Annotated in this window: 15 protein-coding genes and 1 riboswitch; of the genes, 5 read left to right on the top strand and 10 right to left on the bottom strand. The window is 61.8% G+C overall.

Features of this window, described 5'->3' with window-relative positions:
* Positions 1 to 43: 43 nt before the first annotated feature.
* Complete coding sequence (locus AC3WQS_RS30220) at positions 44 to 556, bottom strand: Lrp/AsnC family transcriptional regulator (protein ID WP_003941343.1); 513 nt, start codon at positions 554 to 556, stop codon at positions 44 to 46.
* A gap of 219 nt (positions 557 to 775) precedes the next feature.
* On the opposite strand from AC3WQS_RS30220, the gene AC3WQS_RS30215 reads away from it, so the two are divergent.
* From AC3WQS_RS30215 to AC3WQS_RS30205, 3 genes are all read left to right on the top strand, one after another.
* The gene (locus AC3WQS_RS30215; protein ID WP_041815062.1) at positions 776 to 1,891 is read left to right on the top strand and encodes a Glu/Leu/Phe/Val family dehydrogenase; all 1,116 of its coding nucleotides are present in this window, start codon (positions 776 to 778) and stop codon (positions 1,889 to 1,891) included.
* Between the two features lie 129 nt (positions 1,892 to 2,020).
* Positions 2,021 to 3,139: a methyltransferase gene (locus AC3WQS_RS30210; RefSeq protein WP_492712836.1), complete on the top strand. Its 1,119-nt coding sequence runs from the start codon at positions 2,021 to 2,023 to the stop codon at positions 3,137 to 3,139.
* Positions 3,140 to 3,252: 113 nt separating this feature from the next.
* Positions 3,253 to 4,620 (top strand): acetamidase/formamidase family protein, encoded by a 1,368-nt coding sequence (locus AC3WQS_RS30205; protein WP_308370857.1) that lies wholly within the window; start codon positions 3,253 to 3,255, stop codon positions 4,618 to 4,620.
* Between the two features lie 20 nt (positions 4,621 to 4,640).
* Here AC3WQS_RS30205 and AC3WQS_RS30200 read toward each other — a convergent pair whose 3' ends face one another.
* The 7 genes from AC3WQS_RS30200 to AC3WQS_RS30170 all read right to left on the bottom strand — a co-directional run bounded on the left by AC3WQS_RS30200 (position 4,641) and on the right by AC3WQS_RS30170 (position 11,067).
* Positions 4,641 to 5,987 (bottom strand): T3SS (YopN, CesT) and YbjN peptide-binding chaperone 1, encoded by a 1,347-nt coding sequence (locus AC3WQS_RS30200; protein WP_492712837.1) that lies wholly within the window; start codon positions 5,985 to 5,987, stop codon positions 4,641 to 4,643.
* Positions 5,988 to 6,199: 212 nt separating this feature from the next.
* Positions 6,200 to 6,682 carry a hypothetical protein gene (locus AC3WQS_RS30195; RefSeq protein ID WP_020970103.1) on the bottom strand — a complete coding sequence of 161 codons (483 nt, stop codon included), beginning with the start codon at positions 6,680 to 6,682 and terminating at the stop codon, positions 6,200 to 6,202.
* A gap of 165 nt (positions 6,683 to 6,847) precedes the next feature.
* Entirely contained in the window at positions 6,848 to 7,405 is a 558-nt protein-coding gene (locus AC3WQS_RS30190) for a LysM peptidoglycan-binding domain-containing protein (RefSeq protein WP_020908363.1), read from the bottom strand.
* A 306-nt stretch (positions 7,406 to 7,711) separates the two neighbouring features.
* Positions 7,712 to 8,518, bottom strand: a complete 807-nt coding sequence (locus AC3WQS_RS30185) for an ABC transporter ATP-binding protein (protein ID WP_060939033.1) — start codon at positions 8,516 to 8,518, stop codon at positions 7,712 to 7,714.
* Positions 8,515 to 9,318, bottom strand: a complete 804-nt coding sequence (locus AC3WQS_RS30180) for an ABC transporter permease (RefSeq protein ID WP_060938986.1) — start codon at positions 9,316 to 9,318, stop codon at positions 8,515 to 8,517. The genes AC3WQS_RS30185 and AC3WQS_RS30180 overlap by 4 nt, the downstream gene beginning before the upstream one ends.
* Positions 9,296 to 10,324, bottom strand: a complete 1,029-nt coding sequence (locus tag AC3WQS_RS30175) for an ABC transporter substrate-binding protein (RefSeq protein WP_060939032.1) — start codon at positions 10,322 to 10,324, stop codon at positions 9,296 to 9,298. The genes AC3WQS_RS30180 and AC3WQS_RS30175 overlap by 23 nt, the downstream gene beginning before the upstream one ends.
* On the bottom strand, positions 10,324 to 11,067 hold the full coding sequence (locus AC3WQS_RS30170) for a TenA family protein (protein WP_019749242.1): 744 nt from the start codon (positions 11,065 to 11,067) through the stop codon (positions 10,324 to 10,326). Before AC3WQS_RS30170 ends, AC3WQS_RS30175 begins: the two co-directional genes overlap by 1 nt.
* Positions 11,055 to 11,150, bottom strand: a riboswitch (TPP riboswitch). It overlaps the preceding gene by 13 nt.
* A gap of 130 nt (positions 11,151 to 11,280) precedes the next feature.
* On the opposite strand from AC3WQS_RS30170, the gene AC3WQS_RS30165 reads away from it, so the two are divergent.
* Positions 11,281 to 12,849 (top strand): carboxylesterase/lipase family protein, encoded by a 1,569-nt coding sequence (locus AC3WQS_RS30165; protein ID WP_060938987.1) that lies wholly within the window; start codon positions 11,281 to 11,283, stop codon positions 12,847 to 12,849.
* On the opposite strand, the gene AC3WQS_RS30160 is transcribed toward AC3WQS_RS30165, so the two are convergent.
* Together AC3WQS_RS30160 and AC3WQS_RS30155 are read right to left on the bottom strand one after the other, a co-directional pair.
* Positions 12,842 to 14,026 carry an MFS transporter gene (locus AC3WQS_RS30160; RefSeq protein WP_153211270.1) on the bottom strand — a complete coding sequence of 395 codons (1,185 nt, stop codon included), beginning with the start codon at positions 14,024 to 14,026 and terminating at the stop codon, positions 12,842 to 12,844. The two genes, AC3WQS_RS30165 and AC3WQS_RS30160, sit on opposite strands and share 8 nt — an antisense overlap.
* Before the next feature lie 212 nt (positions 14,027 to 14,238).
* Positions 14,239 to 14,508 carry a GNAT family N-acetyltransferase gene (locus AC3WQS_RS30155; RefSeq protein ID WP_020908356.1) on the bottom strand — a complete coding sequence of 90 codons (270 nt, stop codon included), beginning with the start codon at positions 14,506 to 14,508 and terminating at the stop codon, positions 14,239 to 14,241.
* Between the two features lie 575 nt (positions 14,509 to 15,083).
* On the opposite strand from AC3WQS_RS30155, the gene AC3WQS_RS30150 reads away from it, so the two are divergent.
* Entirely contained in the window at positions 15,084 to 15,410 is a 327-nt protein-coding gene (locus AC3WQS_RS30150) for a hypothetical protein (protein WP_003941297.1), read from the top strand.
* The last annotated feature ends 14 nt before the right edge of the window (positions 15,411 to 15,424 follow it).

Here is a 15,424-nt window from a genome sequence, read left to right as displayed (position 1 = left end):
CATGAAACTAGCGCATTTGGAAGCATCGACGCGACCACCCGTCCTAGTCCTGCTGACGGGGGAAGGCGGTCGAACGACCCCAGCCGGCGTCATTGGTGAGGTGCTCGAGGAGAGGCTGAATTCGATATGGAAGGGGATTGGTCAGAGCGATGGTCGTGGTCGAATGCGTGACGCCTGGAAGTGACACGATCTGCTCGGCCAACTTCTGCAGCGCCGCGTGCGTCGAGGTGGCGACGCGAACGAGCAAATCCTCGCGACCGGTTGTGGCGTGAATTTCGATCACCTCGGGCAACTCGGTCAGACTCCGAGCGACTGCGCTGATCTTGCCCTGCTCGAGTTCCAGACCGACAAATGCCTGAATCGGGATACCGACCTCGGGGAGATTGAGATTCGGCCGAAACCCGGTGAGAAGTCCGTTGGATTCCATGCGCTTCATTCGCGACTGGACGGTGTTGCGGGCGACGCCCAACGAGTTGGCCAACTCGGCCACACTCATCCTCGAGTCCTTGCTGAGCAGTCCGAGCAACTGGACGTCGAGCTTGTCGATGCTGAGCACTTTGTGAACCTCTCCTCAGTGATATGGGTCACTGGATGATCGAATTGACTAGTTCAAGAGATTTGCATTGACCAAATCGTAGCTCAGGCAGAGCATTGGTTCCACGAATTGCTCAGCGGGATTCTCTTTGGGTTATTTGTCCCCAATAGTACCCAACGGCCATTTCGTCCCAGTATTTCGACTGCACCCCGTTTATCCTTCGGAAAGGTCTATCCCACAATGACTCTCACCGCCGAGCCCGTGAACTCTGTTGTTTCCCATGACGACACTGCGGGCGTGTTCGATCGCGCCGACTACCTGCGCGATTACCCCCACGAGCAGGTGAGCTTCTTCCAGGATCCCGCGAGCGGCCTCAAGGCCATCGTCGCCATCCACTCCACGACGCTCGGCCCCGCGCTCGGCGGAACGCGCTTCTACCCGTACTCCGACGAATCCGCCGCAGTCACAGACGTTTTGCGTCTCTCGCGCGGAATGACCTACAAGGCTGCGGTTGCCGGCGTGGACCTCGGCGGCGGCAAGGCCGTCATCATCGGCGACCCCGCAACGGCCAAGACCGACGAATTGCTCGGCGCCTACGCAAAATTCGTCCAGACCCTCGGCGGCCGCTACATCACCGCTGGTGACGTCGGAACCAACTCCAACGATCTTGACATCATCGGTCGTAACACCGACTTCGTGGTCGGCCGCAACGCTACGGTCGGCGGTTCCGGCGACAGCGCTCCGATGACGGCCCTCGGCGTATTCCAGTCGATGCGCGCCGCGGCACAGTCGCATTGGGGCACTCCGTCGCTCGCAGGCAAGACTGTTGGTGTCGAAGGCACAGGCAAGGTCGGCTACGAGCTGATCAAGCTCCTCCTCGCAGACGGCGCGACCGTTCTCGCGACCGACGTCAACGCCGCAGCGCTCGACCGCGTCAAGGCTGACTTCCCGCAGGTGAGCATCGTCGACAGCATCATCGACGCCGATCTCGACGTTTACGCACCCTGCGCGATGGGCGCAACCCTCACCGACACGACCGCACGCTCGATCAAGGCCGAGGTTGTCTGCGGCGCTGCCAACAACCAGCTCACCGTGCCCGAGGTCGAGAACATCCTCCGCGACCGCGGCATCACCTGGACCCCCGATTACGTCGCCAACGGCGGCGGCCTCATCCAGGTTGCCGGCGAGCTGAAGGGCAACTCGGCCGAAGAGGTCAAGCTCAAGGTCGAGAAGATCTTCGACACGGTCAGCGAGATTTTCGCGAAGTCGAAGAAGGACGGAATCCTCGCCGGCGAGGCTGCTGACGCGGTCGCCGAGGCTCGGATCGCCGAGGCAGCTCGCGTAGCCAAGGGCTGACATCCCTCTCGCAGTCATGTAGCGCGGCCGGTCCCGACTAGTGTGGACACCAGACGAGCAGATTTTGCAGATCTGGACCACATCAGCCGGTAGACCGGCCGCTATGCGTCGGACGCCGGAAGGGCTTACATGACTGAACAATTCGCAGTGTGGACCGAGAACGACGGCGAGCAATCGGCCCGTTGGGGTTCGACGAGCAACGCCCCGGTGCCCAAGCGCATCGTCGTCGCCGACGACACGATGAAGGCCGACGACGCATATCGCTTGGCATGCGAAGGCACGGCGTTGTTGTGGCGCGGAGATTTTCAGAACGCTCGCCAACTGTCGAAGGCCGTCGCGTCGCGCATCGACCGCAAGCCGCGCCGAGCGTCCGACGACCCAGCCAAAGCCTTCCATCTCCACCGGCAGACCCAAGGACGCCGCGCGCAGATCCTCGGCATGCTGCTCATTCCCTTGGATGCAGATCTGTCGATTCCACTCCGGCGAGCCCCGGACGCGCAAGTAGCGTTGACCGAAGCCTTCGGGATTACCGGTGAGCCTTCGGTCCGCTCGTTGCGTGACATCCTCGGCGCGATCGGCGCTCACGAGTGGCACCGCAAAGGTGTTTTCATCGAGGCTCTCGACGCACGAGTGCATCCCGCCTTCGGAGTGTTCTCACCCGTCCGCGGGGAGTATGTCGATCTTGTCGCGTCTGCTCCGCTACCGTCGACGGAATCTGCTTTCGATATCGGAACAGGTACCGGCGTTCTTGCTGCCGTCCTGGCGCGGCGTGGAGTTCAGACAGTGACGGCCACCGACCAGGACCCCCGGGCATTGCAATGCGCGCGCACCAACCTGTCGCGGCTTGGCTACGGCGATCAGGTGAATGTGGTGGAAGCAGACCTCTTTCCCGAAGGCACCGCTCCGTTGGTGGTCTGCAATCCTCCCTGGATTCCGGCCAAGGCCACCTCGCCCATCGAATACGCCGTCTACGACCCTGCTGGAGCGATGCTGAAGGGCTTCCTGACTGGTGTCGCAGCGCATCTGGACGATGGGGGAGAAGCGTGGCTGATCCTCTCGGACATTGCCGAACACCTCGGTCTCCGAACGCGATCCGAACTACACGACCTGATTGCGGCCGGTGGGCTCACTGTTGTCGATCGCATCGACGTCAAACCGACGCACGCAAAGGTCAGTGACCGAACCGATGCGCTTCACGCTGCCCGGGCACGAGAGACGACCTCGCTCTGGCGGCTTCGCCGTCGCTGAATTCATTCTCAGTCAGCGGTATTTCCTTGCCATGAAATGGTAATGAACGAGTAACAAATCGGGTCTAGCTTTCTTCGCAGTCGCACATCGTCACGCACTCCGGAGGAATCTCGATGGAAAACACTCTTGCCCGCAACGCAGCCGAGGACCTGACGAAAGGTCTTGGCCGACGCGGATTCATGAGGGCAGTCGCTGCCCTCGGTGCGGGCGTAGGAGTTGCCGGTGTGGCTTCGGGATGCGCGCACTCGAACGCGTCACCGGCTGGATCGTCCTCCTCTGCACTACCGTTCGCCGATGGCATTCCGATTCTGCAACCGGGCAGTGGAAACGTCAGTGGCGATCACTATCTGAGTTCGGATCCGTCGGACGTCATGTGGGGTTACGTGCCCAACATCCACACCCGCGAGGTGATGCGGATGAAGTCGGGCCAGACCGTCACGATCGACGCCCTCTCGCACGAGGGAATTCTCGAGGATCAAGGGCGCAATCCTCTCGAATACTTCGGTAGCAAAGGCGTTTCCGAGAAGGACGTGCTCGAAGATGCGATTGCCGTTGCGGCCGAATACAACCGAACCGAACGAAACTTCGACAAGGACGGACCGCACGTCGTCACCGGCCCGGTCTTCGTCGAAGGCGCCCAGCCTGGAGACGTACTCAAGATCGAGACTCTCGAAGCCATTCCCCGCGTGCCGTACGGCGTTGTGTCGAGCAGACATGGCAAGGGCGCTCTCGCCGTCACAGCAGACGGAACCGCTCCAGCGGGAATCACTCTGGACGAAGTCATGCCGCCGGTCGCCACAGACGGGCGCGCAACAAAGGACCCGCTGAAGTACGGCGGTGTTTCCACTTTCACGGCGATCGAAGACGGCAAGGGCGTGATGCCTTTCGGACAGTCGAAGGTGCGGTTTCCCCTGCGGCCCTTCATGGGAATGATGGGAGTTGCCTATTCCTCGGATCCCGACCCGACGTCCCCGTCGTCGAACTCCATTCCTCCGGCGCTGGGCGGCGGAAACATCGACATCAGGCATCTCGGCGTCGGATCAACCTTTTACCTGCCGGTCTTTGCCGAAGGCGCCCTCTTCTACGTCGGTGACCCACACATGGCCATGGGCGACGGTGAGGCGGCGCTGACGGCGATGGAAGGATCGCTGCGCGGCACGTTCCGACTGAGCGTGTGCAAGAAGAACTCCGGTGACGCCCCATCGGTGGCATTCGGATACCCGTTCGCCGAGACCGAGGAGGCCTGGATTCCGATCGGCCTGTCCGACCCCAACGGTTCGGTCGATGGGCAGAACAGTGACCTCAACGGCGCCATGCGGCGCGCGGTGGTCAACGCACTCGACTTCCTCGAGCACGATCGCGGTATGGATCGAGCGACGGCCTACGCCTATCTTTCTGCCGCAGCCGATTTCACGGTCTCACAGGTAGTCGATCGAACCGTGGGCGTCCACGGACAGATCTTCAAATCCCACTTCGAATAGAGGGAAGGCGATCCGTCGTGTCAGGACGGATCGTCGAAGAGACTCTGTTGCAAGGGATCGGCAAACAGGCCCATCTGCTCAGGTTGCGGCTTTGCCGGCGTCTCGGTTCGAGAATTGGGCAGGACCACCAGTCGCAAAGCCCCCCGAAGACGGTCGACCATGAGTTCCCACCCGCCGACCTGATCCTCGTATCCTGCAGCCTCTTCGGCGTCCCCGCGACTGTGGGCGTCCACCGCCTGACTGCGGAGCTGAATCTGCCATTCGTTACTGATGTGGAGGAGCTGAAGAATCAGATCGCGATCGCGCCCGCAGACATCGGCTACCGCGTCGAGATCCTCGGCCACGTCCAGATCGAGATGCAGCAGGGTCTCGAGTTCGGGAGGCAGGTCCTCGGCCGTCAGATCAGGCTGCAGCGAGGAGGAGTCACCGCTCTTGTTCACGAAGAAGAGGTCTCCGCCGACGCGTGCGGCGAACTCGTCGTCCACGGTACGCAGGAACGACGTCAAGGCTGCGCACGTATCGGTGAGTTGTTTGGGAACGAATGGTGAGCCCGCCACCTCGAGGAACACCGACAGACGGTCGTCGATCAAGACGAACTTGATGCGCGACCATTTGCGGTTGAGATCGGCGATGACCTCGGCTGCACGAGTGCGGTTGCTGATGTCCTGAACGAGCGGCGAGAACAACTGCACGTCCATGGACTCGGAAAGCGGACCGACGAACATGACCGTCGAACCGACCCGAATTGGTATGTCGCCGTCGCTGTCCCGCTCGGGAAGCGTGCCGAGCATGGGAAGCAAAGCGAGAGTGACCAACTCCTTGAGGTGGTCGACGTCGTTGGGCATGTAGGCCGCGGTGGGGTCGAGTGTCGGAAGTTCTGTCGACTCGACAACCGACGGATCGAAATCCGGAGTCTGCTCGTTGCCGGTGAGATCGCTGGATAGAAAAGCCGGGTGCTGCACACCGAACACATCACGGAACGCAGCGACAGTCATCGCTGCGAGCTGATCGGCCCAGTTCTGCGCCTTGTCGACGCAGAAGGCGGGGGAGTTGTTCGGATCGTCGAGATTCTCGGAAGGCGGATTCCAGCCGAGTGCGATCAACTTTTGTTCGTCGGCATCTTCGAGTCGATAGCGCGGATGAAGGAAGTCGTTGGAAGGAACCTCGCAGCGGACTGTGTTCTCGTCCCACACGAGGAACTGAACACATGGCGCTGCGCCGTCAGCTGGATCGAAGTCGCCGGTGGACGATTCCACGGCAAGCACGTCGCCGTCGACCATGATGGAAATGTGATCGCCGAGGCGACGTTGAAATTCTGCCCATGCCCGGTCGACACTGACATCGAGATCGAAGCCCATTGCGCTCATCAGCCACCTCCTTCCGCAAAAGCTCAGACCTATACGGTATCGCGAGGTCCCGACAATGCTGCTGTCCTTTTCCGGTCGACCGGATTGCAGCGGGCCACGAACCGTGACGACTAGGAAGGTTGTCGCAGGTAGATCGGGTATTTGAGAGCGGCGACTGAAGTGTGCCTGTAACCGCCGTCACGCCAGGCGGTATGCAGGCGAAAGAGCGATGACTATCCGGCGAGAACGGGCGAGACCTCGACGACGGGCGGCGTGGACCCGGTCGTGACAACTGGGGTGGTGCTGGTCTTGGTGGTCGTGGCTGTCGCGGTCGGTGACGAGGTCGCGGTAGCCGACGCGGTGGTCGTGGACGAGACCGGTGTTGTCGTACTCGTTGCAGTCGTAGTGGACGTAGCGGAACTCGTGCTTGTCGCGGTCACCACCAGCGGCTGATTACGAGGAGCAGTCGTCTCGTCGGCGATTCGCCAGGTCGGCGTCGGCGGGATGACAACCGTGGGAACTGCAACCGAGCTGTAGAACGCGGCCGGTTCGATCCCGGCGACGGACTCCACGGAAACCGACGAGACCAGAGCGGGAGGCTTCACCACAGGGCCGCCGGAACCGAATGCGCCGGCTGCTCCGCCGAAAACGAGGCCTGATGTCAGAGAGAGAGCGGCCACTGCGACAGCGCCGATCATGACTGTTCTGTCTTTCATGCACACCTGTCCTTCGGGAGCAGTACGGAAGTACTGTAGGCGAAAAGATGCCGCAATGGAGTATCAGGGCCTGCTGGGCGGGACGCGAATCTGTGTGGCGTAGAACACAAAAGGCCCCGGGCGTCGACGCGGACGTCGGCACCCAGGGCCAGGTCAAGCAGTGAATCAGGCGGGGATCGTCAGTACCTGACCGGCGTTGATGAGATCCGGGTTCGGGATGCCGTTTGCATCCGCGATGCGCTGGTACTGGTTGCCGTCACCGTAGAAACGCTCCGCGATTGCCCACAGGGTGTCGCCGCTTTCGACGGTGTAGCTCTGCGCTGCCGGAGCGGCGGGTGCAGGCTCGGGCTCCGGTGCCGGAGCGGGCTCCGGGGCAGCCTCGGCGGCCGGAGCCTCGATTGCAGTGTCCGAAGACCACAGAGCATTTCCACCGGCGGACAGAACGACGTTGCGATCGTCCTGAACCGAGAGGGAGGCACCGTCGTTGCCTGCGGTCTGCGATGCCCACACGGCGTCGGAGTCCTTGTAGATGACGAAGTTTCCGTCAGCCTGCACCTCGGCGCGGTTGGCGCCGGATCCGTTGGTGCCTGCGGCCCAAACAGCCTGTCCGCCCTCGGACAGAACCAGGTTGCCGTCGTCCTGCAAGGTGAGGGTGTATGCGCCGTTGTCGGACTTGAGTTCCTGGCCGACTCCGAGGCTTTGACCTGACTGCAGTGTGCTCACGCTGTCCCTTTCCAAATCTGTTGCGATGACTGTGCCTCCACGATTCCGCTTTACCGTCCAGTTACCTTCTGGCCGTTGGTCTCGTAGGCGACCGAGTGTACGTTACCGAAGAGTACGGAGAATTGTGCAGCGTTGACGGACTGCGTGTCGAGCGTTCGGATCTTGCTGATATTAAGGCATTTTGGGTGAAAGTGCCGGATCATGGTACGTGACCTCGTCAGGTTTCGGTGCGCATTCTCCTGAACTCCAGGTGAACTCGAAACTCTCTCAGCGCATTATCAGTAACTACTGCATTTTCAGTAACCGCTAGGGGCGTAGCGACTTGCGCGTCTCGTCGTGGAGAACGGCAAGCAGTTCGCGCTCGACGTCGGCGAACTCGGGCGTGGTGATCATGTCCAGCTCGCGTGGTCTCGGCAAGGGAACGTCGACTACGCACCTGACCGTTGCCGGACGCGCAGACAGAACGACCACGCGGTCGGACAGATAGATCGCTTCACGAATATCGTGGGTGATCATCAGCACGGTCCACCGGTACTGCTGCCACACGTCTTGCAGCCAAGCCTGCATCTCGGTGCGGGTCAACGAGTCCAGTGCGCCGAACGGCTCGTCGAGCAGCAGGACAGGTTTGCCCTGAACAACGGTGCGCAGCATCGCCGCTCGCTGGCGCATACCGCCGGACAGCTGTGACGGCCGGGCGTCCTCGAATCCGGACAGGCCGAACGCGGGGAACAACTCACGAGCACGCTCGCGTGCTTCCTTCTTGCCGACTCCCTGCACTTCCAAACCGAGGGCCGTGTTGTCCAGTACCGAGCGCCAAGGGAACAGAAGATCCTTCTGCGGCATGTACGCGGTGTGCACCTCGGCGGCTGCTTCGGATTCAGTTGCGCGCGTGCCTACACGGACTGAACCCGAGGTCGGGGATTCGAGCCCGGCCAGGACGTTGAAGATCGTGCTCTTGCCGCAGCCGCTCGGCCCGATCACCGACACGAATTCGCCCGCGTCGGCGCGGAAGGACACCGAATCGAGTACGAGACGCGATTCTCCGGCAGTGTCGAACCTCTTGGTCAGGTCCTGAATTTCGACCATTGCCTCCTCGACCGTCGGGTCGGTCATGTCCGCGACCTTTCGTTCATCGCCCATGGTGCAACGATGCGCTCGATGACGAACGTCAGCAAGTACAGCGTGACGCTGATCAACGCGGTCACCAGTACGGCCGCCAACACCAGATCGGTGCGGAAGGAGTTCTTCTGGGTGCTCATGTAAATGCCCAAACCGGAAGTAGCGCCGACGTATTCGGAGAACACCGCGCCCACGACCGCGTAGGTGATACCGATACGCAGGGCGGTGAAGAATCGCGGAATCGCCGAAGGAAGGCGGACGTATCGGAACTCCTGCCAGCGAGTGCTGCCCATACTGCGCAGGAGAGCGCCCGCTTCACGGTCGGCCGCGGCAAATCCCTCGATGAGTCCGATGGTCATGGGGAAGAACGTTGCAAGTGCGATCACCAACACCTTCGGCAGCAACCCGAAGCCGAACCAGATGATCATCAGTGGCGCAATGGCGATGATCGGCAAGGTCTGCGAGACGACAAAAAGTGGTACCAGCGCGCGTGACAACCACGGCGAAAAGTCCACGACCACAGCAAGAATCCAGGCCAACACCAGTGAAACAGTGAAGCCGACCAACGTGACCTGCAATGTCGACCAGGCGTGGCCGGAGATGATCTCGCGGTTGTCCCACCCCTGGGACAGAACGCGCCCCGGAGACGGAAGTACTTGCGGCCGAATCCCACTGATCTCGACGTAGATCTGCCACGCCGCCACGAGGAGCACCACCACGGCGAGCGCGGGAAGCGCCCGCCGCATGGCCGAGACCAGCCGTCCGCTCACGTCAGGACGCGTCGAGATACTCATTGGTGAAGTACTCCGACCAGTCCGGCTTCTGGGTCAACGGCTTCCCGTCCGGTCCGGCGAGCAATCCGTTGTCGAAGAGGAATCCCGAATAACCCGACCAGGTTTCGAGGTTCTGCGTACCGACGACGCCGTTGGCGTCTTTCATGTAGTCGGCGGCAAGCATCCGCTGACTGTCACGGACGAGGTCTTCGTCGGTGAAAGCTCCGGGGTTCGCGTCGATGAGATCCTGCGCGGCCTGGTCCGGGTTGTCGGCAGCAGTCTGATATCCGCGTTGAACGGCGTTGACGAACTTGCGTGCCTCGTCGGGATGGTCCTTCAACCACTGCTGGTTGCCGTTGATCACGATCGAATACGCATCGGGGAAGCCGTAATCGGTGTACTGGAAGTACCGCATCGGAGTTCCGTTTCGCTCCGCTTCGAGGCCTTCCCACGCAAAGTAGGAGACCGTGAAATCTGCCTGCCCCGAGTACACGGCTTCGTAAGCAGACGTTCCGAGCGTGACCGTCGTGAAGTTCCCGGTCCCGCCGTCGTTGCGGATGATCTGCTGCAGCGTTTCGACTTCGCCGGGATCGCCGAACCCAGCGTACGTCTTTCCGTCGAGATCACGCGGGCGCGTGATGTCCGCACGATCCGCCTTCACACCGATGCCGGTGGCGCGGTGCTGAAGTGGCGCGATGACGGACGTCGTGGCGGCGCCGGCCGCTCGGGCGAACGTGGCCTGACTCTGTGTGCTGATGCCGAACTCCGCGTTGCCGGCGTCGACCAGGGTGTCGGGAGAGGTGTTGTTGTACGGCAGGATCGAGACGTCCAGACCGGCGTCCTCGAAGTAGCCCTCTTGGAGTGCAACGTACAAACCGGTGTGGTTCGTGTTCGGGGTCCAGTCGAGTGCGAACCGAATGGTCCCGTCGGAAGAGCCGGTGTCAGCGGCGCATCCGGTCAGAACTGTGAATGCGGCTGCGATCGCGGCAGACGTGGCAAGTGTGCGGCGCAGCGCCGCAAACGACATCACGACGCCGGCCAAGGCTGCTGGTGGAGTGCGGAATCCCAGAACATCAACTCGTAGCGACTGGCGATGCGGAATGCTTCACTCATCGCCTCACGCTCTGTCTCGGTGGCTGCTTCGGCCGCAGCATCGACCAGTACGCGGGCCTGCGCCACCGACTCGTGGAATTCGGGTGCGTCGTACGTCGTGACCCACTGTGCGTACGGATGCGACGGATCGGCGTCGAGTACCTCGCGCGCTGAAGCGGCAAGATCGCGGCCGACCTCGGCGTAGATCCAGAAGCAGGGGAGTACTGCCGCTGCGGAGACCGGGTAAGGCGCAGTTGCCGCAGTCGCCGTCAGATACGAGACGTATCCCAGGCAGGCCTGCGAATGCTCGAGCCTTCCCGATCCCGCTGGAAGAATTCCACCGGTGAGAAGTCCGTCGTGAAGCGCAGATTCCACTGTCGCTGCCGTGGACGCGGAATTCGACCAGAAGCCCGCCGACTGCGGATCCGGGGCGTGGGCCGCGACCAGGGACAACGCTTTCGAATACCCTTCGAGATAAAGCTTGTCCTGCTCGATGTACGTGCGGAACGCGTCGAGAGGCAAGGTTCCGTCGCCGAGGCGTTCGAGGAACTCGAGTGAGTCGATCGACTCGCGGAGGACCTTCGTCTCGGCCCAGAGCCGATCGGTGAACCGATCCGTCGACGGCGCTGTGGCCACCGAGTTTTCGGCAGAATTGTATGCAGGCTGCGTAGTAGCCATGACATCCCTTCGTCAGCATTACCTGATCAGGTTCCCGGGTGTGTTCTCAGCCCCGCCCATGCGGAGCACCCCGTGTCAGAACTAGGCGACCTTAACACCGAGCCTCTGCTTCGTCGGCGCCTACCTGGCAGTTGAGTAGTCGGCGCACATCGGCCTTATGTTGGTACGTTTGGTCTTGTTTGCCACACGCGCGGGTCGGGAGGGGATTCAGACATGGAGACCGACGTTCGACCGAATCTCGGCGAGGACGGAACACTCGTGATCCGTGCCCGCGGCGGAGAAGCCCGCGGGTATCCGGATGGCGGAGTATTCGCGTGGAAGGGCATGCCATACGCAGCAGCGCCGGTGGGTGCGCGGAGGTTCCGCGCGCCGCAACCCGCTGAGCCCTGGGACGGGGTGCGCGACTGTCGTGAGTTCGGGCCGATCGCGCCGCAGGGCCAGAGCCCGGCGGTTCCGATCGACCGGGCCTTCAAAATCGACGAGGACTGCTTGTCGATCAACGTGTGGGCCCCGCGCCCCGACGGCACGCCGCGACCGGTGATGGTGTGGATTCACGGCGGCGCCTACTGCCTCGGGTCCGCCGCCCAAACGATTTACGACGGCCGTCATCTGGCTGAAACCGGTGACGTCGTTCTCGTCTCCTTCAACTATCGCGTCGGAGCCCTCGGATTCCTGGACCTGTCTGGATTCTCCACCGCGGATACCGTTTTCGAATCGAACTGTGGTCTGCGAGACCAGATTGCGGCACTCGAATGGGTTCGAGACAACATCGACGCCTTCGGGGGTGACCCGAGTGCGGTGACGGTGTTCGGTGAGTCCTCCGGCGCAGGATCCATCACGACGCTCATGACCTGTCCGAGCGCCGAAGGTCTGTTCCATCGTGCGATTGCCCAGAGTCCTCCCGCGACCTCCGTCTACGGGGCCGAGCGCGCCAAGACCGTGGCGGAGCGGTTTCTCGAACTGCTCTCGATCGACCCTGAAGACGCAGGCGATCTGCTGACCACGGATCTGGAACTGCTCGTGAAGGCAAGCGATGACCTGGTCAACGAAATTCCGACCCGGATTCCGGGAACTTTGGCGATGGCACCCGTTGTCGATCGTGATCTGGTGCCGCACTACCCGGTTGCGGCTTTCCAGAAGGGTTACGCGCACCGAATTCCACTGATCATCGGTTCCAACAAGGACGAGGCGTCGATCTTCAAGTTCATGAAGTCTCCGCTGATGCCGGTGAGCGCGCAGTCGGTCGAGGCCATGCTGCAACTGCTGGCGGATGATCACCCAGACATCTCCGCGACCAAACTTGCCGAGATCATGTCGGCTTACCCTGATCACGCGAAACCAAGTGGCGCGCTGGCACTGTCGCGGGACGCGGCGTTTCGCATGCCGACTCTGTGGATCGCCGACGCCCACTGCAGGCATTCCCCTACGTGGGTCTACCGCTTCGATCACGCGACGCCGATGCTCAAGGCGGCGCGGATCGGTGCGGGCCACGCGACCGAATTACCTTATGTATTCGGCAATTTCGGAACCCTGAACGTCGACCCCACGTTCTGGCTGGGTGGACGGAAGGCTGCGATGGAGGTAGCCGGCCGTATTCAACGGCGATGGTTGGCCTTCGCGCGGCATGCCGTGCCGGCAGCTCTCGACGGTTCGAAGCACTGGGCGCCGTACGAGGAAGAGAGGCGGTCGACGCTGTTGATCGACTCGGCTGACACCCTCGTCAGCGACCCCGATCACGGACTGCGCGTCGCCTGGGGAAACGACGTGATGGGGTTCAACTGACGTCGGTCGAGTGTCGCGGACGATCCAGTTCGCGAAGCACCGGCAGGGAGGCACAGACTGCGGCGATCAGGATGATCGGAATCGACAGGGCCACAAAGGTCGACGCGATTCCGAGTTGATCGAGCAGAGGGCCGACCGCGAGGTAACCCAGCGGGCCGGCGGCGTAGGCAGTCGACGTCATGACACCGACGACGCGTCCGCGCATGTGCTCCGGGCTGTGGGTCTGCATGGCGTAGTTGGCGATCGGGCCGACTGGTCCGTAGACGAGACCCTGCAGTCCGGCGAGCACGAGGATCACCCACAGCGGAGGCAGAAGCGCCATGGCAAGCATCGCTATGCCGAGAACGGCAACGGCAAAAATCATGATCAGTCGCCGGGACATGATCGGTGCCAGCGGAGCGTAGGCGAGAGAGCCGATGATGCCGCCGATCGCCAATGCCATCAGCACCGATCCGAGTTGCGCCGGTTGATCCAACTCTGTGAAGTACACCGGGAACACGACACTCTCCACCGGCATGTAGAGCGCGACGACGGCCATGTCGATCAGCGCCAGAGTGCGCAGCAGTTTGTTGTTCCAGACGAACCGAAGACCGTCGAGTGTGCCGTGCCAGATCGATTTCGGACGATGTTCGTGTTCTGGGACTCCGGCGCCAGGAAGGCGGATGAAGGCAACCACGACTATCGAGAACACAAAACCAGCCGCCGTCACCCAGAGCGTGTTCACCGCCCCGATCGTTGCGATCAGGACACCGCCGATGCCAGGGCCGATCAGATATGCGACGTTGAAATTGGCCTCGTACACGCTGTTGGTGCGATCGAGCTTCCACTTGGCTGTCCGAGTTGCTGCAGGCAGCATGGACTCCCTCGCCGCCATTCCGGCGGGGTCGAACACCGCACCGAGCGCGGCCAACGCCGCGATCACCGGGATCGTCAAGCCCGCGGTGGCCGCGATGATCGGGATCGCCGCTACGGACATCGCCGAGAGAGCGTCGGAAATCATCGACGTTCGACGGCGTCCGAATTTGTCGACGAATGTCCCCGAGAACAGGCTCGACACGAGTAACGGAATGGCTGCTGCGCCGGCAACTATCGCCGCGTCGGTAGCCCTGCCGGTTCGTTCGAGAACAAGCCAGGGGAGTACGACGATGGCGATACCGTTGCCGATCGCCGAGAACAGCGTCGCGAGATTGACGAGGACGAGAGGGAGATAGCTGGGGGTAGCTACGTCCTCGGATGCAGGTGGGCGCCGATCTGCTGAGGCGACCACGTTCTTTCCTTCCCCGAGATGGTGCCGACCAGGATTTCGAGAGTTTCGACGACGGCACCATCGACGCTAGCAGCGGGGGTTGCAGGTCCGCGAGTGATTTTTCGCGGACCGTCCTCGTTCGGTTATGCCTGGTAAACGGGGTTCTCTGCAACAAACTTCTCGACGTACGAGCACGTCGGAAGGATCTTCAATCCCTCGTTCCGGGTCTGATCGAGCGCTTCACGCACCACGATGGCGGCAAGCCCGCGCCCGCGAAACTGTGGGTACGTCACCGTGTGGTGGAAATCACGGACACCGGAATGGTCCGAGTACTCGGCAAAACCGGCCAGTTCGCCGTCGACACGGATCTCGAAGCGCGTTTCCGCGGAGTTGTGCGCCACTGTCTCGGTCATCTTCGGGCTCCGTTTCGAAAGGGCGGCCGGTTGCGGCGCGCCGCGTCTGCGTTCTGTGGAGCCACGCTACCTGGCAGGCGGTCCGCAATATCGCTTGCCGGCGTGAGTTACGTTACTTAGCGCAACTACAACTGGACGACCGTTCAAGGGACCTTGGTCGTGTCGGATCAGGAAGAAAACTGGTCTGTACGTGCCGATTTGCCCGTACTTTTGTGCCCAAATTGGGTGATACATATGCATCGCGATCGTAAACATCCCAATATGTGGGACTCGTCACAAAGTTTTTTGTCGTCTGTTCGGATGGATTAAGTGGAGGACCTGAAACGGGCAAATTGCAGGTCAGCGGGGCGCTGATTGCGTGCCGACGAAGGGTGCGAGCGCCCGGAAACCCCAGGGGTATTGCCTTGGTCATCAGATCGTTTCTCGGACGTGATCCCAAAGACCCGCTTGGGGGGTTAGCGTTTGAATCGTCGGGGATAGAAGAAGCGTTACAACTTCGCCAAAAAAACTTTGGCGCGGCTTCGCAACGGTTCGATTTCGAGTCTTCGTCGGACAACTTCGAGGAAGGAACGCACATGATTTTCGGGCAGCGCGAGTCGAACAGTTACTTTGCCGCAATTTTTTCGTACGACTTCCTTGACGAAGGTCTGGGATACGAGACCATCGCACGGATCCACCGGGGCGAGATCTGCGAGTGGATTCGCGATCTCGAGGCGTCCGGGTTGTTCTCGGCGGCGGAGGTCCATGCCGCCGAACTGGCATGGCGCGAAAATCCGCGTCTGCTCCTCGACGCCCTTCTCGAGGACGCCGACGAGGTCTCGGTCAAGCGCTGGGAGATTGCGTGGACGAGGCTAGAGCGTCAGTCGCCGGCAGCCGGAACCGCGGTGGCAGAGCACGGCTGATCCAGTCGGGCCGA

The organism is Rhodococcus sp. FW305-130 (genome assembly GCF_058788335.1).
The sequence above is the reverse complement of the archived record's forward strand: the minus strand, read 5'-3'. Positions and strand labels throughout refer to the sequence as shown.

What these genes read in the sequence shown, in the direction of transcription:
- AC3WQS_RS30185 (WP_060939033.1), bottom strand. Translation starts at nt 8,518, where the DNA reads ATGACCGACCCGACGGTCGAGGAGGCAATGGTCGAAATTCAGGACCTG.
- AC3WQS_RS30155 (WP_020908356.1), bottom strand. Translation starts at nt 14,508, where the DNA reads ATGACCGAGACAGTGGCGCACAACTCCGCGGAAACGCGCTTCGAGATC.
- AC3WQS_RS30170 (WP_019749242.1), bottom strand. Translation starts at nt 11,067, where the DNA reads ATGGCTACTACGCAGCCTGCATACAATTCTGCCGAAAACTCGGTGGCC.
- AC3WQS_RS30210 (WP_492712836.1), top strand. Translation starts at nt 2,021, where the DNA reads ATGACTGAACAATTCGCAGTGTGGACCGAGAACGACGGCGAGCAATCG.
- AC3WQS_RS30150 (WP_003941297.1), top strand. Translation starts at nt 15,084, where the DNA reads ATGATTTTCGGGCAGCGCGAGTCGAACAGTTACTTTGCCGCAATTTTT.
- AC3WQS_RS30215 (WP_041815062.1), top strand. Translation starts at nt 776, where the DNA reads ATGACTCTCACCGCCGAGCCCGTGAACTCTGTTGTTTCCCATGACGAC.
- AC3WQS_RS30175 (WP_060939032.1), bottom strand. Translation starts at nt 10,324, where the DNA reads ATGTCGTTTGCGGCGCTGCGCCGCACACTTGCCACGTCTGCCGCGATC.
- AC3WQS_RS30180 (WP_060938986.1), bottom strand. Translation starts at nt 9,318, where the DNA reads ATGAGTATCTCGACGCGTCCTGACGTGAGCGGACGGCTGGTCTCGGCC.
- AC3WQS_RS30200 (WP_492712837.1), bottom strand. Translation starts at nt 5,987, where the DNA reads ATGAGCGCAATGGGCTTCGATCTCGATGTCAGTGTCGACCGGGCATGG.
- AC3WQS_RS30195 (WP_020970103.1), bottom strand. Translation starts at nt 6,682, where the DNA reads ATGAAAGACAGAACAGTCATGATCGGCGCTGTCGCAGTGGCCGCTCTC.
- AC3WQS_RS30205 (WP_308370857.1), top strand. Translation starts at nt 3,253, where the DNA reads ATGGAAAACACTCTTGCCCGCAACGCAGCCGAGGACCTGACGAAAGGT.
- AC3WQS_RS30165 (WP_060938987.1), top strand. Translation starts at nt 11,281, where the DNA reads ATGGAGACCGACGTTCGACCGAATCTCGGCGAGGACGGAACACTCGTG.